This is a genomic window from Bradyrhizobium sp. UNPA324 (assembly GCF_006658635.1).
In the GTDB taxonomy this organism is placed as follows: domain Bacteria; phylum Pseudomonadota; class Alphaproteobacteria; order Rhizobiales; family Xanthobacteraceae; genus Bradyrhizobium; species Bradyrhizobium nanningense.
In genome coordinates, this window is record NZ_LFJD01000004.1 from 6,612,863 (window position 1) to 6,634,486 (window position 21,624).

The 21,624-nt window shown below is 58.1% G+C and carries 21 protein-coding genes; 9 read left to right on the forward strand and 12 right to left on the reverse strand.

Features of this window, described 5'->3' with window-relative positions:
* Positions 1-3: 3 nt before the first annotated feature.
* From UNPA324_RS31725 to UNPA324_RS31745, 5 genes are all read right to left on the reverse strand, one after another.
* Complete coding sequence (locus UNPA324_RS31725) at positions 4-1,131, reverse strand: glycosyltransferase family 4 protein (protein WP_181769589.1); 1,128 nt, start codon at positions 1,129-1,131, stop codon at positions 4-6.
* Positions 1,132-1,141: 10 nt separating this feature from the next.
* Positions 1,142-2,461 carry a hypothetical protein gene (locus UNPA324_RS31730; protein WP_141937908.1) on the reverse strand — a complete coding sequence of 440 codons (1,320 nt, stop codon included), beginning with the start codon at positions 2,459-2,461 and terminating at the stop codon, positions 1,142-1,144.
* Between the two features lie 22 nt (positions 2,462-2,483).
* Positions 2,484-3,809, reverse strand: coding sequence for a lipopolysaccharide biosynthesis protein (locus UNPA324_RS31735; RefSeq protein ID WP_141937910.1), 1,326 nt, complete (start codon positions 3,807-3,809; stop codon positions 2,484-2,486).
* The gene (locus UNPA324_RS31740; protein WP_181769590.1) at positions 3,806-4,624 is read right to left on the reverse strand and encodes a class I SAM-dependent methyltransferase; all 819 of its coding nucleotides are present in this window, start codon (positions 4,622-4,624) and stop codon (positions 3,806-3,808) included. Before UNPA324_RS31740 ends, UNPA324_RS31735 begins: the two co-directional genes overlap by 4 nt.
* Positions 4,625-4,691: 67 nt before the next feature.
* On the reverse strand, positions 4,692-6,059 hold the full coding sequence (locus UNPA324_RS31745; protein ID WP_141937915.1) for an undecaprenyl-phosphate glucose phosphotransferase: 1,368 nt from the start codon (positions 6,057-6,059) through the stop codon (positions 4,692-4,694).
* Positions 6,060-6,452: 393 nt separating this feature from the next.
* Between UNPA324_RS31745 and UNPA324_RS31750 the strand changes: the two genes are divergently transcribed.
* The 4 genes from UNPA324_RS31750 to UNPA324_RS31765 all read left to right on the forward strand — a co-directional run bounded on the left by UNPA324_RS31750 (position 6,453) and on the right by UNPA324_RS31765 (position 10,543).
* Positions 6,453-7,442 (forward strand): ABC transporter substrate-binding protein, encoded by a 990-nt coding sequence (locus tag UNPA324_RS31750; protein WP_246667263.1) that lies wholly within the window; start codon positions 6,453-6,455, stop codon positions 7,440-7,442.
* A 209-nt stretch (positions 7,443-7,651) separates the two neighbouring features.
* A complete protein-coding gene (locus tag UNPA324_RS31755; protein WP_235885170.1) occupies positions 7,652-7,924 on the forward strand; it encodes a hypothetical protein in 273 nt (90 codons plus the stop codon).
* Between the two features lie 279 nt (positions 7,925-8,203).
* Positions 8,204-9,178 carry a GDP-L-fucose synthase family protein gene (locus tag UNPA324_RS31760; protein ID WP_141937919.1) on the forward strand — a complete coding sequence of 325 codons (975 nt, stop codon included), beginning with the start codon at positions 8,204-8,206 and terminating at the stop codon, positions 9,176-9,178.
* A 60-nt stretch (positions 9,179-9,238) separates the two neighbouring features.
* Positions 9,239-10,543, forward strand: a complete 1,305-nt coding sequence (locus tag UNPA324_RS31765) for a WcaI family glycosyltransferase (RefSeq protein ID WP_141937921.1) — start codon at positions 9,239-9,241, stop codon at positions 10,541-10,543.
* A gap of 97 nt (positions 10,544-10,640) precedes the next feature.
* Here UNPA324_RS31765 and gmd read toward each other — a convergent pair whose 3' ends face one another.
* The 3 genes from gmd to UNPA324_RS31780 form a co-directional block, all read right to left on the reverse strand.
* On the reverse strand, positions 10,641-11,732 hold the full coding sequence (gene gmd / locus UNPA324_RS31770) for a GDP-mannose 4,6-dehydratase (RefSeq protein ID WP_141937923.1): 1,092 nt from the start codon (positions 11,730-11,732) through the stop codon (positions 10,641-10,643).
* A 189-nt stretch (positions 11,733-11,921) separates the two neighbouring features.
* On the reverse strand, positions 11,922-12,506 hold the full coding sequence (locus UNPA324_RS31775; protein WP_246667264.1) for a transglutaminase-like cysteine peptidase: 585 nt from the start codon (positions 12,504-12,506) through the stop codon (positions 11,922-11,924).
* 280 nt (positions 12,507-12,786) lie between these two features.
* Positions 12,787-13,940 (reverse strand): IS3 family transposase gene (locus tag UNPA324_RS31780; protein WP_141932835.1). Its coding sequence is split into 2 segments (ribosomal slippage): positions 12,787-13,691 and positions 13,691-13,940, totalling 1,155 coding nucleotides; the frame shifts between segments, so codons are not numbered across the junction.
* 372 nt (positions 13,941-14,312) lie between these two features.
* On the opposite strand from UNPA324_RS31780, the gene UNPA324_RS35450 reads away from it, so the two are divergent.
* On the forward strand, positions 14,313-14,849 hold the full coding sequence (locus UNPA324_RS35450; protein WP_181769591.1) for a hypothetical protein: 537 nt from the start codon (positions 14,313-14,315) through the stop codon (positions 14,847-14,849).
* A gap of 586 nt (positions 14,850-15,435) precedes the next feature.
* Here the strand turns inward: UNPA324_RS35450 and UNPA324_RS31790 are convergent.
* On the reverse strand, positions 15,436-16,161 hold the full coding sequence (locus tag UNPA324_RS31790; RefSeq protein WP_141937928.1) for a hypothetical protein: 726 nt from the start codon (positions 16,159-16,161) through the stop codon (positions 15,436-15,438).
* 369 nt (positions 16,162-16,530) lie between these two features.
* On the opposite strand from UNPA324_RS31790, the gene UNPA324_RS31795 reads away from it, so the two are divergent.
* The 4 genes from UNPA324_RS31795 (at position 16,531) to UNPA324_RS31810 (ending at position 18,226) form a co-directional block, all read left to right on the forward strand.
* Complete coding sequence (locus tag UNPA324_RS31795) at positions 16,531-16,869, forward strand: H-NS histone family protein (protein ID WP_141937931.1); 339 nt, start codon at positions 16,531-16,533, stop codon at positions 16,867-16,869.
* A gap of 604 nt (positions 16,870-17,473) precedes the next feature.
* On the forward strand, positions 17,474-17,677 hold the full coding sequence (locus UNPA324_RS31800; RefSeq protein WP_141937935.1) for a hypothetical protein: 204 nt from the start codon (positions 17,474-17,476) through the stop codon (positions 17,675-17,677).
* A gap of 65 nt (positions 17,678-17,742) precedes the next feature.
* Complete coding sequence (locus UNPA324_RS31805; RefSeq protein WP_141937938.1) at positions 17,743-17,964, forward strand: hypothetical protein; 222 nt, start codon at positions 17,743-17,745, stop codon at positions 17,962-17,964.
* A 22-nt stretch (positions 17,965-17,986) separates the two neighbouring features.
* Positions 17,987-18,226: a PilZ domain-containing protein gene (locus UNPA324_RS31810; protein WP_141937942.1), complete on the forward strand. Its 240-nt coding sequence runs from the start codon at positions 17,987-17,989 to the stop codon at positions 18,224-18,226.
* Positions 18,227-19,324: 1,098 nt separating this feature from the next.
* Here the strand turns inward: UNPA324_RS31810 and UNPA324_RS31815 are convergent.
* The 3 genes from UNPA324_RS31815 to UNPA324_RS31825 form a co-directional block, all read right to left on the reverse strand.
* A complete protein-coding gene (locus UNPA324_RS31815) occupies positions 19,325-20,485 on the reverse strand; it encodes an ERF family protein (RefSeq protein ID WP_141937945.1) in 1,161 nt (386 codons plus the stop codon).
* 19 nt (positions 20,486-20,504) lie between these two features.
* Positions 20,505-20,732 (reverse strand): hypothetical protein, encoded by a 228-nt coding sequence (locus tag UNPA324_RS31820; protein ID WP_141937948.1) that lies wholly within the window; start codon positions 20,730-20,732, stop codon positions 20,505-20,507.
* Positions 20,733-20,804: 72 nt separating this feature from the next.
* On the reverse strand, positions 20,805-21,599 hold the full coding sequence (locus UNPA324_RS31825) for a YqaJ viral recombinase family protein (protein ID WP_141939139.1): 795 nt from the start codon (positions 21,597-21,599) through the stop codon (positions 20,805-20,807).
* Positions 21,600-21,624: the final 25 nt, after the last annotated feature.

Below are 21,624 nucleotides of genomic sequence, written 5' to 3' on the forward strand. Positions count from 1 at the left end.
ATATTATCTCCCCAGTAATCCCTCAAGAGCCTCTTCGATGAGTCTTCTTTGAACGGCCGGATTCCACTTTTCTTCAATGACAGCCATACACTCTTTTCTTACGGCCTCCCGATCTGTGCAAGACAAGAGCCATTGATCGATCTTGTCAGCCAAATCCGCAGCATCACCACGTCGAAAAAGTAGACCAGTCCTGCCCTCAATGATTGATTCCGCCTCTGGCATTTGATGGTTCATATCGGAATGGGTGATCGCGGGCGTCCCGTACATCAAGCTGTGAATTACTGTCAGTCCCATTTTTCCTGGTTGCACCATGATATCCGAATGGAAGATTAGTCGACCCAACATCTGCTCATCGTAGCAGGAACCAAAGAAATGCACACTGAGGCCAAGATGGCTCGCTTGAACTTCGAGTGCGGCGCGCTCTGGACCATCGCCGACGAGGAGCACATTCACGGGCCTACCTCGCCGAGATAAAAGGCTAGATGCTTCCATCAGAAGGTTCAATTCGCATAACTGGGTTAGACGCGCAGTGCATATCATTATCGGTGAGGAGTTCTTGAAGAGGCTCTGTGGGTGGATCGAATTCAGCTCGTTCGCTCGAATTGAATTAAGGATGGCTTGAGCCGCGGCGTAGTCCAAGCTGTTGTAGATGGGTTTTACCTTCTTCGTCGGGAAACCAGACTGGTTAGCCAAGCGCTTGGCTCGATCTCCGTAGACGAGGACGAGGTCCGCCAAATGATAGAAGAGATTTCGCACGATGCGCTTTGACCACGGCTCCGGTCGCAACCAGCCGTGTGCCCAGAGCAGAGTCTTCTTTCCGGTGACGCGCGCGAATAGAACACCAATCCAAGTTGAGATGAAATTCGGATTTCCCAGGAAAATGATGGCTCGATGGTCGCGAGAGAGCGCCTGTCGAACAGCAGCACCTTGCCAAAATAGTCCACGCCACTGGTAAAACCGAGAGGGGTGAAAGGCTCGGACGCAGCGCGGGTCTACTGTTCGGATTCCTTGATGATCTTTGTCGTCACCGAAGAAGGCAAAAGCGAATCTATCGCTGGAGTCGAGTGCCTGCATTACCGGTAAACGGTAGTGAGGAAACATGTGGTAGATAACAGCTACTTGGGTCACCATGGGCTCACTGCTAAGAGTAGGAGCGTGCATTTCTGGTTGGCCGCACGAAAGAGCCGCGGATTATGGCGCGCAAAATGGCGAACACGGAGATCGCAAAGAGAGAAATGAAGGCGAACGCCATATCGAACCTCCAAAGCGCTACCGCAATAAAGAAGCCTAGAAAACCAGCGGCTCTAAATGCGCGACTTAGCGATCTGAAGATTTCGGCTACAAGCAAGAGCATCAGGAAGAGCGCCAGCGGCCAAAAATAGTAAAAGTTTGCGAGCGCCTCACCGAACAGAGTCGAATTAAGAGCGAGTCCCTGCGTGGATTGAATGTATTGACCTAAAATCGTCCCAAAGACCCTCGGCTTGTCCGGCCACCAAGTGGACGGAACAAGAAAGGTGAAACTTCGTCCCACGAATGTGCTCCCCCAAAGCGGAGGAAAGCTTTCGTCGATATGCTTTACGATGTACTTGAGGACGACAAGACTGGAAGACTCGAAAAGGCTATTCAAGAGCCGATCAATCGGCTGCTCCTTCGAGCCGCTGATGCTCATCGATATTTCGAACGCGGAGATCAGCCCGTTTAAATTGTAGCCGTCTCGGAGCGCAAATGCCCGAAATACGCTCCAGACTGTGCTTAGATAGCCAACGATTGGTGAAAGTGCGAGGAAGCTCAGGCAAAGTGCCCAGAAGTAGCGCCGGTAAATCCACAGCACGCATATAATGAAATAGACGGCGGTGATGCGATTGAAGGTGAGCAAGAAATCGAAAGCAACAACAAGAAGCCCAACAACGATGAGTGCGTTTCGGCTTATCCGTCCACGAGTAAAGGCGAATAGCAGATATCCAAAAATCGCTGTGCGGTAAACGTTGGCAAAGTTTAGGATTAGGATGAGTGCGGTACTCTCGCCCAGATTCTGACCTAGTGTGTGCTGCCAGTGGCCGCCCTCAGCGCGACCCGAAAGCACAAAGCCGATTCCTGTTAGGCAAACATACAGTCCACCGAATAGGAATAAGTCAATGTAGGAGGCGTCAGTCGGCCTCGCGACAATGTCGGCTCTTCGGGCAGATCTGGTCGCGTGGAAGCAAAGGACTGTCCACCAACCGACCAATATATTGAAAGAAGTCGAAAGATCCTCGAAGGGCCTGAACGGCTCTGCCTCCAATTCATAATTGTTAATCTCTCCGAGGAGCAGAATGAAAAAGCTTGGGCAGACGACGTAGAACATCATGCCGACGAGAATGCCGTCTTCAAAGCGCAAGTCGGCCAAGCGGACTGTCGCAAGGCACTTCCAAGTAGCCATGCAGCTCAGTAAAAACAGCAGAATAATGAGGAGCTCTGTCAAGTTTTCGTCTCTGCAGTCCAGGTTATTGTCGCCAGACTCGCACTCGAAGCGCGTGGTCGAGATCTTCCATTCTCAGGAGATCAAGATTGACCGCTGCGCGAAGCACGCCGAGCAAGCAGATGATCTCCGCAAGCGCTAGTGCAAGCCCGATTCCGTAGAGGCCGAAGGTCGCTCCTGCTGGGAAGGCGGCCAGCACGGAAAGAATTGATACGGTTACCAAGACTGGGGCGACCCGACCGTGTGTGTTCGATGCTAGTAGTAGATTTGAGGTATAGTACCATAGGGCGTGAGCGATCATTGAGATCGCAATCAACAGGACGAATATTGGTTCGGGGTGAACCTTATTGTTAGTCCATATCTCTACTGCTCTTGAGCCGAACAGGGTGAACAATACTGCGCCGGGAATCAAAACAACTACCACCGAAGCGAGATTTAGCCCAACAATCTTTGCCAGCGACTTCCGGTTGTCGCGAGCTCCAGCAGCAGAAAACTCGGGCATACTCGCGCGATTTATTGCGCCCACAACCTGTATCGCGACCCGGCTAACCGTCCGAACAGAGGCAAAGGTCGCGGCGGCGGATGCCGAGATGGCCAATCCGGTAACCACGACCATACCCTGGACATTTAGCGCGAGAGCAAGTGGCACCGCCATCGCTGCAAGCGAGGGTGCCAATAGACGCTTCACGTGTGTGATGGAGGCGTGAGCCACACCTAGACGGAGCCATGGCACGTTGTAGCGCAGCACTAAATACAGCATCCCCAAGTTGAGTAACCGAAGTGCGATCATTACCTCGACGGCCTCTTCAAAGCCGTAACCTGCCCATGCGCTTAGAAGGACGCCGCAGGTTTCAAGGATGGCTAGAGTTTCATGAATGGCGGTTCCCAATGCGTAGTTTTGAGTGGCGCGAAGAGCCCCTAAGATCAGCCGCGTGTTCATTATTAGTGCGCAAAAGAGCACAAGCCCCACAAGAATACCGCCGTACTGATTGGTCCACCACGCCAAAGCTCTCCAGTTGGAGCTTGCTTGCGCCACAACTGCCACAAGGCCGACAAGCCCCAATGAAATTGCATTGAGAAGCAACCAAACGCTCTGGAACGTAGCGCGGACGAACCCGCGCTGCCCCTTGGCCGCGTGAATAGTCATGTCGCTAGTTGCCGCAGACGCAAACCCGAAGTCCGACAAAGCAAAATACGTTGGTATCGTTATCAACATTAGCCAGATACCGTATTTGTCGACGCCCCAGTTGGAGATTAAGACGGGGACTGACAGCAATTGAACCGTCGCAGACAGCACAAGTGCTGCTGCGTTGACGGCAGTCCCGCTGACAATTCGACGTCTGATCGTCATGTCTGGTGCGCGATGTTCGCGCGATCAGAGCTGAGCTTACCTTGTTCGATCGAATTTTCGCTGAGGACCTCGCCAAGGAGAGGCCGTTTTCTCAGGCGAAACATGAAGATGAAGGAGCGTTTTGGCCGCCGCAAGAGCCAGCAGCGGTCGAACAAATGAGCGATGATCCTCAACGCGCGAGGAAAATAGGTGTCCCAGTGGACATTTGGAACGAAGTAAAAATCGATCTGGCTAACTGGAAGCTTGAGCGCCGTGATAGCGCGCACTATTCGCTCGTCGTGCGACAGACGGTAATACGCGGGATAGTCGTTCGCTTTTTGGTTGATATTTTTGACGTATGTCTTTTTCAGACCCAGCCTTTCCGCGAGGCGCGTAGCCCAGGTGAAGGGATGATGGGCATTGGGCGACAATGACCAATAGACCGCCCCTGGGGCGAGAATTTCGATGGCCTTCGCCAGAAATGACTCAACATTCTCGACGTGCTCGACCACGTTGTACGAGTATGCCATGTCATATGTGTCTCGTTCGACCGGCACGTCTTCGAGCTTGCAAGTCCAACGGTTCCGAAGATGAAGGGGTGGGTCGATCAACGGAAAGGGATCGACACCGTCCAGAGTCCCGACCTTAGAAATTATCTTTTCGAGCGTGGGATTAATGGCGTGACCGCAGCCGATATCGAGCACTTTGCCCGAGAGCCTAGGTTCCGATGAAAGCAAGTCCGCGTAGATCGACTGAAACGAAGAGCGTCGATTTGCGTAGTGCTCGAACGTCTTTCCTGTGTCGAGGAAGTGATAGTTGATTTGGATATCGGGCATTCGTTCTCTCATGCTCGCGAAGGTACTGGCCGCTCACGAGTGTTCCATTCCTCTTAGTGGTGATATTTCAATAGGCCGTCGGGCGCGCGAAAGTGACCGCCGCTGTCCCCAGCAGGATCCTCACATCCAACCACACACTCCAATTATTGATGTACCACAGATCATACTCCACGCGCTTCTGCATCAGGTCGAGCGTGCGGGTTTCTCCGCGATAACCATTAACCTGGGCCCAGCCGGTGATGCCGGGCTTGACGTGGTGGCGGAAGGCGTAGTTGCCGATGATCTGCTCATATTCGTCGTTGTGGGCGGCCGCGTGCGGGCGGGGGCCGACCAGCGACATGTCGCCCTTGAGCACGTTGAAGAGCTGCGGCAGCTCGTCGATCGATGTCTTGCGCAGCCATTTGCCGATTGGCGTGACGCGCGGGTCGTTCTTCTGCGCCTGCACGATGGTCGGGCCATCCTCCAGCACACGCATGGTGCGGAACTTGAAGATCTTGAACGCGCGTCCGCCGAAGCCGTGGCGGGTCTGGCGGAAGAACACCGGGCCCTTCGAGCTCAGCTTGATCAGGATCGCGGTCACGAGCATCACCGGCGCGAACACCAAAAGCGCAACGCTCGCGCCGACGAGGTCGAGCGTCCGCTTGAGCGCGCGCTCCTTCCAGGACAGCGGCGCGCGGCGCAGCTCGGCGGTGAACGTGTTGCCGGTGCTCACCAGCGGATAGCGCAGGAACCGCGCGGCGTTGGGGTCCGGCACCAGATGCACGGGGATGGGCAGGATCTTCAGCGCGTCCAGAATGCTGTCGATCGCGTGCTGCCGGCTCCAGTTCATCAGCAGGAAGACGTGCTCGATCCGCTGCTCGCGCGCGAACGCGATCAGCTCCTCGAAGCGCGGTGCCTGCTGCGACAGCAGCAGCGGCGAGGCGAGGTCCTTGGCCGGGATCTCCATCACCCGCACCAGGCGGTAGCCGTGCTGGCCGAGGTCATCGACCGCGTTGGAGGAGCTCGCAAGGCCAAACTCGGCGATCATGATGGCGCGGCCGTTGGCGAAGGCGCCGGTGCGCAAGGCATGCGCGGTCCAGCGCGCCGCCATCATCTTCCAGGCGAGCAGGACGGCAAGGCCGACCAAGTAGAACGAGATCGTGGTCCCGCGCGAAAACTCCTCGCTGACCTTCATAGTGAAGGCGATCGCCAGCAGCGCCCCGAACAGTCCGGTCCATGTCGTCAGCGTCAGCCGGAACGTGCGCGGCAGGTTGGTGACGTTCTTCAGGCGGTAGCCGTGCTGCACCACCGTCAGCAGCACGAAATTGATCGCAACCAGCACGCTCGCCGCCGCATAGACATCCGCCTTGCCCAGCGTGCCCGCGGTGACGATGTGATAGCCGACCGCGCAGCCAATCCCGCTGACCATGACCAGGGCCGCGTCGATGACAGCCATCGCCCGCTCGACAACCACAGGTCGCATCCAGCTCGGCGCAAAACCCGTAACCGCCTCCGCGCCTGGCGCGACCACACGGATTTCCGTCGTAGAATCAGCGACAGGCACCGGCCGTGTGGAAAGAATCGTCATCCTGCCCAACCCATTGACGCAAAATTCATTTACCGAACGCGCCGTGCTATCGGTCAAAATCGCTGTTAAAACAAGGCGAAGGAAAAGTTAACCTTACCCCACAAGCTTGCATTGTAGCCCATCTCGCCCTCGTTGATATGTTAAATTTCGCAACCTGTTAGGAAGATCTCTTTGCCTCGAACCCAGTCCCGGCGGCGGACCCGGCCGAGAGGAAAGCGCACCCTCGCCATTGGCCTTGCTGCCCTCGCCTTGGCCGGAACCGTGCTTCTCCTTCTTCGCCCCGATGCGGCGCCCGTACGCGCTCCGACCGTCTCGACTGCCGCCGCGGTCAAGCTCCTCTTGGACGGGCCATATGGCGCGCGCTTTGCCGGCGAACTTGCGGCATCGAGGCAGGGATTTTTCTCCTCCCGCATCGAGTTGGCCGCCCAACCCGATCCAGACTTCGTCCAAACTGTTGCACGTCAACATGCCATCGGCGTGACGAGTGGCCAGAAGTTCTTGCTGGCAACCTGGCGGGGCGTTCCCGTTACGGCCTTTGCCGCGAGCTTCCTTGATACCTCCGTCGCGATTTTCACGCTCGAAAGCTCGGGCCTGCGGCGGCCGGCTGATCTCGTCGGAAAGCGGGTCGGATACCGCAGGGCGAGCGAAGGCGACGTTGCCTTCGACGCCATGATGGCGCAGCTCGGACTGCCCCGGAGCCAGATCACCAAGGTGCCGGACCGCGACAGCTTCGACGCTCTGCGAGCCGGCGAGGTGGACGCCATCATCACCGCAATCGATGAGCAACCGGATCCGACCAGTTCGGCCTTCGTGAAGCTGAATGTCATCAAACCGCAAGACTACGGTATCCATGTCCCTGGCTTGGTTTACTTCGCGAGCAATACTCTCGTCCATGAACAGCCATCCATGATTGCCGACGTCCTTCAGGGCGTCATTCGAGGATGGCAATTCACCTACGCGGACTATGCACGGAGCGTGCCCGTTCTCGCTGGTACCGGACCGGTCAGGTTGAATTCCGACCGGCTGCGATTCGAGCTGCAGCAGCAACGCCCGCTGGTGCTTCCCACGGGCGGCCGTATCGGCGACTACGATGAAAGCCGCTGGCGGACGCTGCGGGATATCCTTCTCTTTGCCAAACTCGGCGAGGAAGACGTGCCTCTGGCCCAGACGGTCAACTACCAATTCCTTCGGGATGTGTACCGCCGTTCACCCGACCTCGCTGCTCCGGGCGCCTGGAGCGAGGAAAAATAGGACCAAGAAGCCACACCTGCGCGCCATATCGTCCCAAAAGTCGCTCGGCTGCCCCGGCACCGGTTGCATTTCCGGCGGTGGCCTTGGTAAAGTTCGGTTCACTATTTGGGCTGGTCGCGGAGTGACCTTGCGAACCGGCGACGTCGGTCGGCCGGGATCTGACGAGTACGGTCGGGGATCAAATCCGCAGGGGCGAGGAGCTATTTTGGATGTTTAAGACGTTGATCCGAGCAGGCCTTTTGGCCGCAACTGTTACCTTCTGCGCGGCGAGCGGAGCGAGCGCCGCGATGCAGATGCCGGCACCGGCAGCCCTGCTTACGGGTGAAAGCCAGGCGACGCCTGTGACGTTCTGGGCGCAGCCGTATCCCTACCGTTATGTGCCGTGGCGCCGTTGCCCGCTCGTGCGGGTCGAGACGCCCTATGGCTGGTACATGGACCGGGTTTGCGCGCCCGTCGGCCCTGTCCTGCGCCGGGCGTACTGAGGTTGAGCTAACCCGAGCGGCGGCTGCCGTTCTCGACGATCTTTTAGGGCAGCCGCACAGCCGATGCGGCTGCCTTGCTCGTTTTTGTTTCATTGTGTGCTGACCTTTTGTGCGCGCAACGCAGGTTCACCATGAATATCTTTGCTAGGGCCGGACAGGCTGTCGCATGGTGAAGATTGTGTTACCTGTCTCGCGGGGCTGCATCGGCAGCGTGATTGCGTAATGCGGCGGTAACTGGATCGCTGATGATCCGGCGAACCGATGCTTTTAGAGGATACGATGACAGGGGCTGCAACCTACGATCTCTCCGGCAAACGTGTCTTTGTCGCGGGTCATCGCGGCATGGTGGGATCAGCTGTCGTCCGCAGGCTTGCCTCCGAGAATTGCACCGTCCTGACGGCCGACCGCGGCGAACTCGATCTGACAAAGGAAGAGCCTACGCTGAGATGGCTCGAAGCCAATCGTCCCGAGGTCGTGGTTCATGCCGCGGCAAAGGTCGGTGGTATCGCAGCCAACAACAATTTCCCGGTCGACTTTCTCTGCGACAACCTTGCGCTGGAATTGAGCGTGATCCGCGCAAGTCACGCGGTTGGTGTGCAGCGCCTGCTGTTCCTCGGCTCGTCCTGTATCTACCCCAAGCACGCCAAGCAGCCGATCGCCGAAAGCGAATTGTTGACGGGGCCGCTTGAACCGACCAACGAGTGGTACGCAATCGCGAAGATTGCCGGCCTCAAGATGTGCCAGGCGTATCGTCGGCAATATGGCGATGATTTCATCTCAGCCATGCCGACCAATCTATACGGCCGCGGCGATAATTATCATCCTGACCATAGTCACGTGCCCGCAGCACTGATTCGGCGCTTCCACGAAGCCAAGCTTGCCAAGGCGCCGACGGTCACTGTGTGGGGCACGGGCACGCCGCTCCGCGAATTCCTCAACGTCGAGGATTTTGCCGACGCCTGCGTTTTCCTTCTGAAAAGTTATTCGAGCGACCTGCCAATTAACGTTGGCAGCGGCGACGAGTTGTCGATTGCCCAATTTGCAACAGCGGTTGCGGAGGTCGTGGGCTATGAAGGCAAGCTCGTGTTCGATACCTCAAAGCCGGACGGAACGCCCCGCAAGCTGCTCGATAGCTCGCGAATTCGTGGGCTTGGTTGGCGACCGAACGTTGCTCTGCGGGCGGGTCTTGCGGCCGCCTACGCAGATTTTTTGAAGGGCTACGGTCGCCATCTGGAAGTCAGCGCAACGCGCTGAGTAGACGACTTGGGCTGCAAGAAGATTTTTTATTCTGAACTTTGATTTGGGCGGGGCTTTATGCGTGTTCTCTTGGTCGGCATCAACTATGCCCCCGATCTGATCGGTGTGGCGAAATACAACGCCGAGCTCTGCGAAAGCCTGGCCGCCGAGGGGCATGAAGTTAAGGTCATTACGGCGCCGCCTTATTATCCGGCCTGGAAGATTCCGCCGGCGTTCAAGTCGTCGTACTTCAGATCGAGAGATATTGGCGGCATTCAAGTGACGCGTACGCCGATTTATGTGCCGAGACATCCCTCAGGCGCAAGACGGCTGGTCCATCATGCTTCATTCGCGCTCACGAGCGCGGCGCCGGTCCTCTTTCAGGCGCTATCCTGGCGACCCGACATTATGATCGCCGTCGCGCCATCGCTGATGTCCGCTGCCTTCGTCTCGTTCGTGGCTCGTCGCGTCGGTGCCAAATCGTGGCTCCATGTACAGGATTTCGAGGTCGATGCGGCGTTCGACCTTGGCTTGCTGCGCAATCCTTCTCTGCGAAAATGGATGCTGAAAGCCGAGGCCGCGATCCTCAGATCGTTCGATCATGTTTCGACCATCTCTCAAGCGATGGTGGAGCGGCTGAGAATCAAAGGGCTGGGTCCCGACAAGACAGCCGAGGTGAGAAACTGGATCGACACCAATGCGATCTGTCCGGGCCCGCGAATGACCAAATACCGGCAGGAGCTGAAGCTGGGCGACAGCGATATCGTTGCACTTTACTCTGGAACAATGTCCAACAAGCAAGGCCTCGAACTCGTGATCGAGGCCGCGATTGGATTAGAGAAAAGCCATCCGCACATCCACTTCATCCTCGCAGGTGAGGGGCCTCATAAAATGAGGCTCGAGCAGCTCGCCACCGGACATCGCAATATCCATTTTCTGGGGCTTCAACCGGTCGATAGCTTCAATCAATTGATGGCCACAGCCGATTTTCATCTGATTCCGCAGAAAGCTGAGGCCGCCGATCTGGTATTGCCCTCGAAACTTGGTGCAATCTTCGCGTCCGCTCGGCCTGTCATTGCGATGGCTGAAGAAGGTACGGGTCTGGCGGCGGAGGTCACGGCTGCGGGCCTTGTGATTCCGCCCGGAGATTCGGCCGCTCTTGAGCTTGCTATCTGCCAACTCAGCGAGGCGCCGGCCCTCTGTGAACATTTCGGTGCGGAAGGTAGAAGGCGCGCCGTTGACCGTTGGGATCGACGCACGATTGTGCACCGGTGGTCTGAGGCCATGGCAGGGCAGGGCAATGCGATAGGGCAGAAGAATACCGGACTGAACGCCGCTGCCGAGGACATTAGGGTTCCTGTGGAAGATGCCGTTCGGCCGTGAGGCATTCCATCGCCTTTTGTCTAAGTTCCGATGAATCAAAAAAAATGAGCGCCGTGTTGGGCGCTCATTTGCTTGGATCGATTCCTCGGCGACGAAACTACTCGTGTCGCGGATAATATCTGAAGCCGTGCTGCTTGATCAGCTCGTCGCGCTTTGCGGATTCGAGATCTTCCTTCATCATTTCTCGAACTAGGCTTTCAAACGTTGTCTTCGGCTCCCAGCCAAGTTTCTGCTTGGCCTTTGATGGATCACCGAGGAGCGTCGCTACTTCGGTCGGACGGAAATAGCGAGGATCGACTGAAACGACACACTTCCCAGTCTTGGCGTCGTATCCCTTCTCTTCGACGCCGCTTCCTTCCCAGCGAACCGTCATGCCGACTTCGTTCGCCGCGACATTGACAAAATCTCGGACAGAATGTTGCGCGCCGGTAGCGATCACGAAATCCTCTGGCTTGTCCTGCTGCAGCATCAGCCATTGCATTTCGACATAGTCACGCGCGTGTCCCCAATCGCGCAAGGCATCGAGATTGCCCAGGTAAAGACGCTCCTGCAAGTCGAGATGAATCCGCGCCAAAGCACGCGTGATCTTTCGAGTCACGAAGGTCTCGCCCCGGACGGGGGATTCATGGTTAAAGAGGATGCCGTTGCAAGCATACATGTCATAAGCTTCGCGGTAGTTGACCGTGATCCAGTAGGCGTAAAGCTTGGCGACCGCATACGGTGAGCGCGGGTAGAACGGCGTGGTTTCCTTTTGGGGGATCTCCTGGACCAAGCCATACAGTTCAGACGTTGAGGCTTGATAGAAGCGCGCCTTCTTTTCCAATCCCGTAATGCGCATGGCCTCGAGGATGCGAAGCGCGCCGAGGGCGTCGGAATTTGCAGTATATTCCGGCTCCTCGAACGAAACGGCAACGTGGCTCTGAGCCGCGAGATTGTAGATCTCGTCCGGCTGCACGTGGCCGACGATTCGGATCAGGCTCGAGGAGTCCGTCAGATCGCCGTAGTGGAGTTTGAAGGGCGGATCGGGCTCGTGCGGATCGAGGTACAGATGATCGATGCGATCGGTGTTGAACAGCGAGGTGCGGCGCTTGATGCCGTGGACCTCGTATCCCTTCTGCAAAAGAAGTTCGGCCAAATAGGCGCCATCCTGGCCTGTCACGCCAGTAATCAGAGCTCGTTTTTTTGTCATATCGATCCCAAAATTTGAGACTTGTGCTTACATGGAATTGACTTGAGTAGGGAGGGTGAAATCGCCCGAAAGTAAGGTTAGATTAACAGCCTTTCGGCGACCGGAATCCGCGCCATGGTTACTCTGGGATTGCTGGCCAATATGGGCGATGCCTACGAGGCATAGCTTCAACGGGCTGTCGATTGGCGGCTAGAAGGCTGCAACCTCGCGTGTCCAATGCTGGGGATCTGTTCCTGACTCCGCCCGCACGAGGACATATCGGTCCAAGGCATCCACGAGCGGCGTAACAACCGGGCTTAGATTATCGAGCACAAGGACCGCCTTCCCCTCGCGCACGAGCAGCACAAGATGGTGCTCTCCGGTTGCTCGGATGACCACCTCTGCAAGCAGGAGAGAGGAGCTGGGCCAACCGGATCGCAGCAGGAGATGGCGTTTGGTGACGGCGTAATCGCCGCAATTGCCTTGGTCAGGAAATATCTGCCACTCCAAATCTCGGCGGCTTGCGGGCGGATCCCTCGGCGCTATGCCGAAATTCACCGTCGAATTGATCTGGGCGAGCTCTCGCCAACGCTGGATTGAGGAGCGGAAATCTCGGACCCTGCGATCGTCGTGGCGTTGGCAGTCCTCGGGGTATTGAATGCAGAATTGCGAGAACGACAGCGGTGGCGTCACCGCTTGCGATTCATAGCTTGAATAGGCGGACTGGCCGCAAACACAATATATTATGGCCAGCATGCGGACCGCATGTCGGATCATCGAAAGTTCGCCTGACATTTCTGATTGCTAGACGAAGTATATTGCGATGCAGTGGAAGCGCTATGACAATTGTGAGGCAATCGATGCACAATCGTGGAGCAGTTTGCGCGCGCTTGATCTGAACGGGGTGAAGGTGGCCACGGTATAGGAGTCCGTTGCCTTGAACACCTGCAAGATCTGGAGGTGTCTGCTCCCGTTCGATCCCCCGTCGTATGAAGCCGCTTGCGGAATGAAGCTAGGGCCTGTGCAAGAACCTCGTCCGGAAGTCTGAGCTGCTGCCGGTTTGATGGACACCGGGTTAAGCTAATCCCACCTTGCGCTCGAACTCAACCGGGCTGAGATAACCGATGGTCGAGTGCCTGCGGGTCGTGTTGTAAAATCTTTCGATGTAATCGAACACATCGGCTCGTGCCTCGTCTCTGGTCCTGTAGGTCTTGTCGGCTGTCCGTTCGGTCTTGAGCGAGGAGAAAAAGCTCTCCATCGCCGCATTGTCCCAGACATTGCCTGAGCGGCTCATGCTGCAGACGATGCCGTGGTCGGCCATGAGGCGCTGGAACTGCTCGCTCGTGTATTGGCTGCCCTGGTCGGAGTGGTGCAGCAGCGCATCCGGCTTGCCCCGCCGCCAGACGGCCATCAACAATGCATCCGTCACAAGCTGTGCCGTCATGGCGGCACTCATCGACCATCCCACCACCCGACGGGAGAACAGGTCGATCACCGCCGCCACATAGAGCCAGCCCTCGGCGGTCCAGAGATAGGTGAAGTCGGCGATCCACTTCTGGTTCGGCCGCTCGGCAGCGAACTGCCGGTCTAGCAGGTTCGCCGGCACGGTCTCGAGCTGCCGATCGCCGCTGTCCTTCGGCAAGCGCCGGCGTCGCGGCCGCGCCCGCAAGCCTTGCAGGCGCATCAGCCGTTCGATTTGGTGCAGGCCGCAGTCCGCCCCATCGGCGAGCAGATCGCGCCAGACCCGGCGCGCGCCATAGGTGCGGTCGCTGGCGTTGAAGCTAGCCTTGACCTTGCCGCCGAGTTCCTCGTCGCTGCTGGATCTGGCGCTGGGAGAACGGTTCAGCCAGGCATGGAAGCCCGACCGCGATACCCCGAGCGCATCGCATAGCCATGCCACCGGCCAGATCGTCCGGTGCTTCGCGATGAAGACGAACTTCATGTCGCTTCCTTCGCGAAGAAGGCTGCGGCCTTTTTTAGGATATCCCGCTCTGCCTTCAGCTTGGCGACCTCACGGCGCAGCCGCTCGATCTCCTGCTGCTCCGGCTTCATCTGGCCGTGGCCGGGAAAGGCCTGCACTGGGTCGGTGCCAAACTCCTTGACCCACTTGCGCAGGACGTTCTCATGAACGTCCAGGTCGCGGCCGGCCTGTGCCACCGACACTCCGCGTTCCCGGACCAGCTTGACCGCCTCGACCTTGAACTCGCGACTAAACTTCCGTCTCTTCATCGCCCACCTCCGGCTTCATGAAACACCTAATCTCGGTGTCCATCAAACCGGCAGCAGCTCAGTCCTCTTCGCTGGAGGGTGACGTTGCTCGGTTGACTTGCGCCTTGCACGTGCCGCAGCAAGACCAGCCCGGGACAAGGATGACGCGCTCCCAGAGTGAGCTCGTTGGTGCAATCCAACCGCTGATTTACCTTGGTAGCCGGCGCGCGTGGGCCCGGAGCGCCACGAGAAAGAGTCCTTGTGTCCACTCGGTCGGGAAGCTGAGATTGCGATGATCGCGCACGAAGCTTCGCATCTCGTGTTGCTGTCCCGCAGGTTTTTCGTGCGCTTTAACGCGCGATAGGGCCCCGGCTACTAGCATTCGAAACCGATGTGAAGCTCAAACCGAAATTAACTCCTGTTTCAGCGCGCGAGCGGAACTTAATTGCCTGCTATTCAATGATAAATTTGATTATTCGATATAATCGTGATGACTCCATCGCAAAATTGAAAAATATGTTTGGGGAAAACATGGGAGGTTTAAATGGAAGCTGCTCGCCGCTTTCGCGCTATGGCTTTGCTTTGCCGACAGACAGCTGCGCTCCAACCGGAGAGAAGCTGGAAGCTGCTTGCAGAGGCAGAGTACTGGGAGCATCTGGCGGCTGCGGCTTTAGCTCACTGAGCTTCGGTCGAGCGGTTGTTCGTCTTTCTCTTTTCCGGCGATTATCTACTTCAAGTCATTTTCTGAGGCATGTGATGTTGCGTACGCGTCAGATCTATACTTGTGCTGTTCTGAGCGAACGGCTGCAAGCGCTTGTGGCGGAGCTTAGAGAGGTGGAGAAGCTTCGAAGTAAGCTCCGACACGTAGAAGCGAGAACAATGGGCCGAAGACGGCGTACCAGAGCTGACGGCAGAGCGAGAGCCGTTTAGACTGGAGACCCTCCTGGTCCGAAGCTTGACCTTCGTCGGCTCGCTGGTGCGATTTTGTGCACGGAGTGCTCGCGATCCTCGTATCTACAATTACCTGGGGAAGGCCGACGCCTTCATCGCGCGGAGACCTGGGTGAGTATGTCCCTGCGAGGTGCCGGCAACCGCCAGGCCGGCGTGGCTCACAACGTTCGAACTAACTCGGCGGCGAGACCGGGCGTTTATCCAGGATCGCGCGCTCGCCCAAGATCTTCATTCGATGCACTTCGGAACACCGCAACAAGTCGATCGCCGTCCCAAAGCTCAACGTCGTGCTCGCCATGCATTTGCTCGGCTCGACGTCTCGCCGCCTGCTCGTCAATGCAGTCAAGCTTTGCAGCGCAGATCACTCGCCGATTGCTGTCCACCATGAACACTTTGTACCGCATGATGGCAGTCCCAAGCACAAGAGGGACCGCATCATACTCGAACATCGGCCTGAGGCAGTATCAGATGGAGCGCCGACGCGCGGAACATTATAAGTGTTGCAATTCGGATATATCAGCGCGCGAAGAGCTCACCGACGACTTTAGGTCACCTGCAAATGTCTTCAGTGGCGTAATTTCACCGCGTGCCGAAGTATGCGGCTCGCGCTTAAGATCGAGAAGCCCCCCAGCATCATCAGCGCCACACCGAGCCAAGTTACCGTCCGGCTGCGCGCCTCGCCGAGCGCCTGTTCATCGCGCCCGGCCGTCGGCATAGCGGGAGATGAGTCGGCTCGCGCGGCAGCGGAAAGGTTCTCCGCGTCGACTTGGGGCGGCACGGAATGCTCGGGCGTGAGTTGGCTGTTGGGAACACCCGAGACGGATGCCGCCGGAATCAGGATTGGCGCGCCCGCATCGAAAACAGAAGCAGCATCAGCCACCTTCACTTCGCGTGCCGGCGGCGTCGGTTGAGGCTCGTCAGCCTTCGCAGAGCTTGATAACTCCGCCCGCGCATCGCTTACCGGGCTCCGCCTTTGCCGCATGGTCTCGTTCTCGTCGGCCCTGACGGTCCGGTTGGAGATGCGACGATGAGCCGGTTTTCGCGCCGTCGCGACTCCCTCGGCCAAGAACCAGCATTTGCTGTGGCCGTCCCGCCGATAGACCCAGCGCTGGCCGGCGCCGGGCGGATCGCCGGGCTGTGCCAAGCATTCCGGTCGTGCCGACGAGCTCGCAGCAGGCTCGCGAGGAGCAGGATTGAACAAGTCGGTAAACGGGCTGGAGAGCGCAGGTGTCGCCGCAAGACCTCCAAGAAGAACCAAACTGGCGAAATAACATCGCAAATGACCGGACATCGAAAACTCCCGGTGATGAGCCCCCACCCGAGACTTCGGGGCGACATGGGCCCCGATACGACTTAAATCTGGCAGCGCAATGAATTAAATGTGTCGCTGGTCAGTCGAATTAATCCAGCGCGCCGGGTTGCAGGGCGGCCATGCGCCGCAAGTTTCTGGATGTCGCGATCCTGGTTGCCACCTCAGTGGGCGCTACCTCCTCCCGGCAAATTAAATCCCTTGCCATGATATTACCGCTGTCATGCCATTCTCCCCGCCGCATCCCGCATTTAAATGTGGATTATGCGATTATCATTGGTCTGACGGCTTGCCTGCTTCTTCATCCTAGACTTTCGTGCCTGGGCTTTTGACCCCAACCTCGGATCAGCCATGGACACCGCGCATTTCAATTCGCTCTCCCTTGATGAGCTCTGGATGTTGCACCAGCAGGTCACTGCCAGCCTGACTCAGAAAATCTTAATGCAAAAAGCTCATTTGGACGAACGGCTCCACAGGATTGGGCTAGCCGAGAAGGCCACACGCTTCGATCGTAAGCGCCGTCCATACCCGCCCGTTCGTCCCAAATACTGCAATCCGAAGAACCCGGCGGAGACATGGTCCGGTCGCGGCCGGCTGCCGCGATGGCTGCAACCGCAGCTCCGAGGCGGTCGGAAGTTAGACGATTTCCTCATCCAGCAGGCTTCGGTTCAAAAGCGCCAGACAAAATGAGCGCCGATCGCGGCCATTGGAATGGGAATGCCGGCGCAACCCGATCCTGCGGCTGGGAGCATTACTTCACAGCACCGTCGAAATCCGGTCTACAACCATGTTTGGAGGCATTGTCATCGCGCTGTTTGCAATGGCGATTTTTTTTAGCTGGATCGCGCGGTCTTCTGTGGCTCCCCATAACGACGCCGCGTTCAGAGATTGGCCGAGCCTTTAGGCTAGGATCACCCAAACGAGCCGCTGAATAGGTCGCTTCATTGGGACCCGGTTTTGCAACGGCGCGGTGGTGCGACGCGATGCTGATCTCGGCAAGCCTCGAGCTGTGTAGTGATAGGCGACCTAAGCTCTTCCCCATATCGATGCAGCTCACCGTGCCGCATCTCAGATCCAGCCATCTCATGGTCATTCCTCTTAGATGAGAGGAAGCGAACCAGCCGAGTCCAGTCGGCGTGCTGCGGGACATGACCGAGCAGAGGGCGCTCAAGCAGGAGCTCTCATCGGCCAATCTGAGCTGGCGCTCGCCTGCGACGACATAGCTCTGTTCCAACCAACGAACAGGGCGAGATTGCCCGTCTCCAATTCAGCTTTGGCGTCATCGAGCATAGAGATGCCGACGCTTGCGCCGCTACTCTCACAACTTGAGGATTTGGCACAACGATCCCGGAAAAGCGCGACGAGCGTCGGGTATCTCGAGGTACATCGTGCAGAAGGCATGGTTCGCCGCCAGGTCCCGTCGATGGTCATCATATTGGCTGAAAACGGCCTGTCGAAAGGATGGAGCCCGTGGCTGCGCCTCTTCGAAGCAAAGTAACATTCTAGCAGGGTCGGTCAGGTAGGATGGAATTTTCGTACCGACAGATCAGCCTTGGGATTCCCATGACCTCAGAATGCGACGATGAATTAGCAATCCTTTCCCGAGAAGTTGCGGCCAAACAACTCGAAGTTGAAAACCAGGCAATCTTGATTGAGGTGCTTGAACGTGACGGACACGACATGAATGAACAAAGAAGACTCCTTGCCAGAGAGCGATCAGCCTTGGCAACGCAAATCGCTCGACAATTTCGGTTGCTAGAGAAAAGCTGCACATCGGCCGAATGAGCCTTATTGGCGGGCAACATAAATGACAGAACGTCGAAAGCTTGAACGCATCGATGTGGACGAGGTCGCCTACATGTTCGGCGACGGCACCAGTTTACGCTGCCGCGTGGTCAATATGTCCGAACAAGGCGCGGCAATCGAGCTTCCGTCGAAGCAGTTCGTGAACCCCACATTCAGATTGATGCTTGAGAGAAATCGCGTCGTATATAGTTGCCGACTAATCTGGGCGAGTGACAATCGCATTGGGGTAGCGTTTGAATAGCATAACGATCACCCTGATCAGGAAATGGATTTCCGCGGCGCTATTCCCGGCATGGGATCGATGATGTCCAACAATAGACTTGAGACACGCCCGTGGTTGCCCGAGGAAGAAGCGCAGCTTCTTGCGCTCATCGAAAGTGGCATGACCGCAAGCGAGGTGGGGCAGAAGTTGGGACGCACTCGCTTGGCGGTCTACGGTCGATTGCTGCGCTTCCGCAAACAGCGAGGCCGAGTAAGCCGCACTAGCGGACGTTTATTCCCGCAATGGGCCGATTAGCTAATTTCATGGCGATCTAACTCTTATCGGCGTCGCGCCATGCCCTCTCGATGAGGGAGCTGCGTGGCATAGGGGGCGCGATCCATGGCGGCGCCTCACCTGGGGCCAACGGCTCGGGGGCTCGAATAGCGATGAGCGAAACAGTTCATTAGCTTTCATGTGGCTAACCTGGCCGCGTGCCGATTACCGCTGATTACGGCATATGGAATGGGAATGTCGGCCCCGGCTGTTCTCCCAACCTGCGGCTGGGGCCGTTTTGAACTTTTCGCTGTATCGTTCAACCCGGTCCACAACCATGCTTAGAGGCATTGCGATCGCGCTATTTGGAATGGGAATCTTTTCGCAGCTTGATCGAGCGTTCTTCTATGGCCGGAATACCGACGCGGCGCTCAGGCTTGCGCGGGAGATTGGCCGCGGTTTTGGGCTTTAGGACTGCGCCCGGACGTTCATTGGGCCAGCACCAAAGCCGCGCAACTTCAGCAGTATTCCCACCGTCCGCGCCATTCGGCTGCCGAACCGGTGCGACGGCCGAGTTTGGCTGCGATCCTCGATAAACCAACTCGCTTCTGGGCGACCTTGATCAATCGACGGTCTTCCTGCTCGCTTTGGCCTAGGTGTTTTCATGATGCGGCGCTCATGTCTCACCCCGCAGTTCATATTGAGAGCGAAAGCTATTTTACAGCCGCTCTAGTTTAGGGGCTGAAATCCTGATGGGGTGGTAGCTTTGTAATGTCGGGCGACGTTTTCTCCCGCCGGAATTGCGGGCAAGACGTCCGTATGAACCTGCGTGACTTGTTGACATTGGGGGCCAGGAACGACCATTCATCGTGGCGTCGTCTCAAGGCCCGGGCCGGCGCAGGTTGATATGGCGGATGCTGCCGATCGCTCATGGATTGGGCTCGCTGCCCACAACTCCTTTGCAACGGCCAGCGGCGAGATCTGCATATCCGACCACCATGCTTTTTCGTTTCCGTGGCGGTGCAGCTGTCGATGATGCGAGCGGCACAACGGCACCGTAAATTCGTCACTGACCTTACGGCCGAGAGCTCTCGGTTGCGCGAATTTGACATGGTGGGGATCGCAAGGCGTCTGCTTGCAGACAAGGCAGGGCTGGCCGCGTACGAACGCGAGGTGCGTCTTGCTGCGCTTGCGCGATGCTTCCTTGGGGAAGGCAAGCCCGATGTTCGGCTCCGCGGCGGATTGATCGCGAACGCGCTCAGCGCGGCCCTGAACAGGTCGCTCCGACCGGACCGGTCTTGCGACGGCGAGCTGCGGCGCGATGCTGATCTCGGTCGGATCGGATGCCTCAAGCCGCGCGTAGTAGGCGACCTCAACCGAACGGGCATCCGCCTCCAAAAGGGTGTTCTTGAGAGGAAGGCTGGTCTTGGCCCAGCTCAAAAGCTCATCTTCGCTCGTTAGGGAGATCAACTCGCTAAGCAGCTTGTCCCGGAGTTCGGCCGAACCTTGCGGATTTCGTAGTGGCGGTTGATTCAAGCCGCCTTTGGCGAGCTTCGCCGTCGCAACGGACGGTGCGACCGCAACTGGAGTGCCGGCCATCAGCTCCGGCGCGTCCAGATCATCCTCGCCGGCCATGCCGACCAGGGTGAATAGCGCGTAGCGACGGGCATAGGTTAGCGCTGCGCCCATCCGGTGCGGGGTGGCGGTATCTGCGACCGGGCACACCGGCCAGTCGGACGCAATCCATTCGCCCGAGCTGTGGAGCAGGGTGGTCGTGAGCCTGATCAGTCCGGTGCTGGCATCGATCGCGGTGGCCTGCACTGTCGCGATCTCGTACCTTGTGAGGCACTTGCGCGCGATCTCAAGGCCGCTGGCGAGCGAGGCGTAGCGGAAGGTGCGGCTCTCCTCGCGCGGGAACGGCGATATGATCGTGGCGGTCAATGCCTTCTCCGGGTTTTCTAGCTCGGCCTGCGCCTTGGCCAGCGCGCCGGCGATTTGGCTGATGGTCTCGCTGGAGCGCTGCATGGCGGTCTCCGTATCCGAGTTAGGGGTGGTTCAGGATGTCAAGCTGGATCGCGAGCACCAGTCCGGCGACCGCCAGCTGGTGCTCCAAATGCTGAGTCACAGTCAGAATGACTTGGTCGTGCGCGCAGCTCGCTTGAAAGGCGCGCAGTTCGGTCCAGAGCTCGCCAAACAGCTCGAAGGCGTCCTGGTAGGATTCCGGAGGATCGAAGGAGGGGTCGAGATGGACGAAGTCGAAGTCTGGCTGCATCGACAGGGCCTCCAAAGCATCCCAGCAATGGTTGGGCGCGAGCTGCGGTCATGACTCAGCTTGGCGGGCCGCCTAGGCGGCGTCGACCACTTCAAAGCTGATCGCGCCGGCCTTGGAGCGTTTGGCACGCAAGCCGTGGCCGCGCGCCTCTTTGGCGTCCTCCGGTACCAGCGCCTTGAGCTCGGTTTTCGCCCGTTCATGCTCCAGCGCCGCGGCCCGGGTTTGGCGATAGAGCGCGGCCAATTCCACCCAGGCATTTGAGCCTGTCATGTCGACCACCCGCACCGCGGCCAGCCGCGGCCGCGGCGGCTCGATGCCAAACAGCTGCGGCGCCTCGCCGGTTTGCACGCAGCGCCAGAACTTCTTTTCCGCGGTCAGTAGCAGATGCTGGTACAGCGGGTCGGCATGGGCCTCGATCTCCAGCCATTTGCCGCCGCCGGTGATGATCGACAGCACCGCGGAGCGGGCGGCGACCACCCACATGCTGTGCTGCAGCTGCGCCATATGTTTGTCCGCCGCGGCTTCCTCGGAGAAATTCCAGGGCAACATGAACTTGGCCTCGAACACCGCGCCGGTTTGCTGCACCCGCCCATCCAGCGTCGCGGCCATCCACTTGTGCACGGGATGGACAACCCGGCGCTGAACGTGCTCGATGGCGTGGCCAGTTTGGCGTTCGTACCAGGCGCGGTTGAGGCGCTCGGTCGCAGTGCCAAGCTGGACGAGGAGATCGCCCGACAGATCGACTGGCTCGGCCTCGCCGCGCTTTTCCTGCCAGAGCCGGAGCAGCGCTGCCGCGTCGCTGCCCATGATGATCCGGGCGTCCGAGCCGCCGATAAAGGCTCGGCGATCGTTGGTTTTAAATGGGATGAGGGAACTGGGCGGCTGGGCGCCA

Excerpts from the sequence above, each read along its gene's own strand:
- UNPA324_RS31725 (WP_181769589.1), bottom strand. The coding sequence starts at position 1,131 with ATGGTGACCCAAGTAGCTGTTATCTACCACATGTTTCCTCACTACCGT.
- UNPA324_RS31735 (WP_141937910.1), bottom strand. The coding sequence starts at position 3,809 with ATGACGATCAGACGTCGAATTGTCAGCGGGACTGCCGTCAACGCAGCA.
- UNPA324_RS31740 (WP_181769590.1), bottom strand. The coding sequence starts at position 4,624 with ATGCCCGATATCCAAATCAACTATCACTTCCTCGACACAGGAAAGACG.
- UNPA324_RS31745 (WP_141937915.1), bottom strand. The coding sequence starts at position 6,059 with ATGGCTGTCATCGACGCGGCCCTGGTCATGGTCAGCGGGATTGGCTGC.
- UNPA324_RS31755 (WP_235885170.1), top strand. The coding sequence starts at position 7,652 with ATGTTTAAGACGTTGATCCGAGCAGGCCTTTTGGCCGCAACTGTTACC.
- UNPA324_RS31760 (WP_141937919.1), top strand. The coding sequence starts at position 8,204 with ATGACAGGGGCTGCAACCTACGATCTCTCCGGCAAACGTGTCTTTGTC.
- UNPA324_RS31765 (WP_141937921.1), top strand. The coding sequence starts at position 9,239 with ATGCGTGTTCTCTTGGTCGGCATCAACTATGCCCCCGATCTGATCGGT.
- gmd (WP_141937923.1), bottom strand. The coding sequence starts at position 11,732 with ATGACAAAAAAACGAGCTCTGATTACTGGCGTGACAGGCCAGGATGGC.
- UNPA324_RS31775 (WP_246667264.1), bottom strand. The coding sequence starts at position 12,506 with ATGTCAGGCGAACTTTCGATGATCCGACATGCGGTCCGCATGCTGGCC.
- UNPA324_RS31790 (WP_141937928.1), bottom strand. The coding sequence starts at position 16,161 with ATGTCCGGTCATTTGCGATGTTATTTCGCCAGTTTGGTTCTTCTTGGA.
- UNPA324_RS31795 (WP_141937931.1), top strand. The coding sequence starts at position 16,531 with ATGGACACCGCGCATTTCAATTCGCTCTCCCTTGATGAGCTCTGGATG.
- UNPA324_RS31800 (WP_141937935.1), top strand. The coding sequence starts at position 17,474 with ATGCCGACGCTTGCGCCGCTACTCTCACAACTTGAGGATTTGGCACAA.
- UNPA324_RS31805 (WP_141937938.1), top strand. The coding sequence starts at position 17,743 with ATGACCTCAGAATGCGACGATGAATTAGCAATCCTTTCCCGAGAAGTT.
- UNPA324_RS31810 (WP_141937942.1), top strand. The coding sequence starts at position 17,987 with ATGACAGAACGTCGAAAGCTTGAACGCATCGATGTGGACGAGGTCGCC.
- UNPA324_RS31815 (WP_141937945.1), bottom strand. The coding sequence starts at position 20,485 with ATGCAGCGCTCCAGCGAGACCATCAGCCAAATCGCCGGCGCGCTGGCC.
- UNPA324_RS31820 (WP_141937948.1), bottom strand. The coding sequence starts at position 20,732 with ATGCAGCCAGACTTCGACTTCGTCCATCTCGACCCCTCCTTCGATCCT.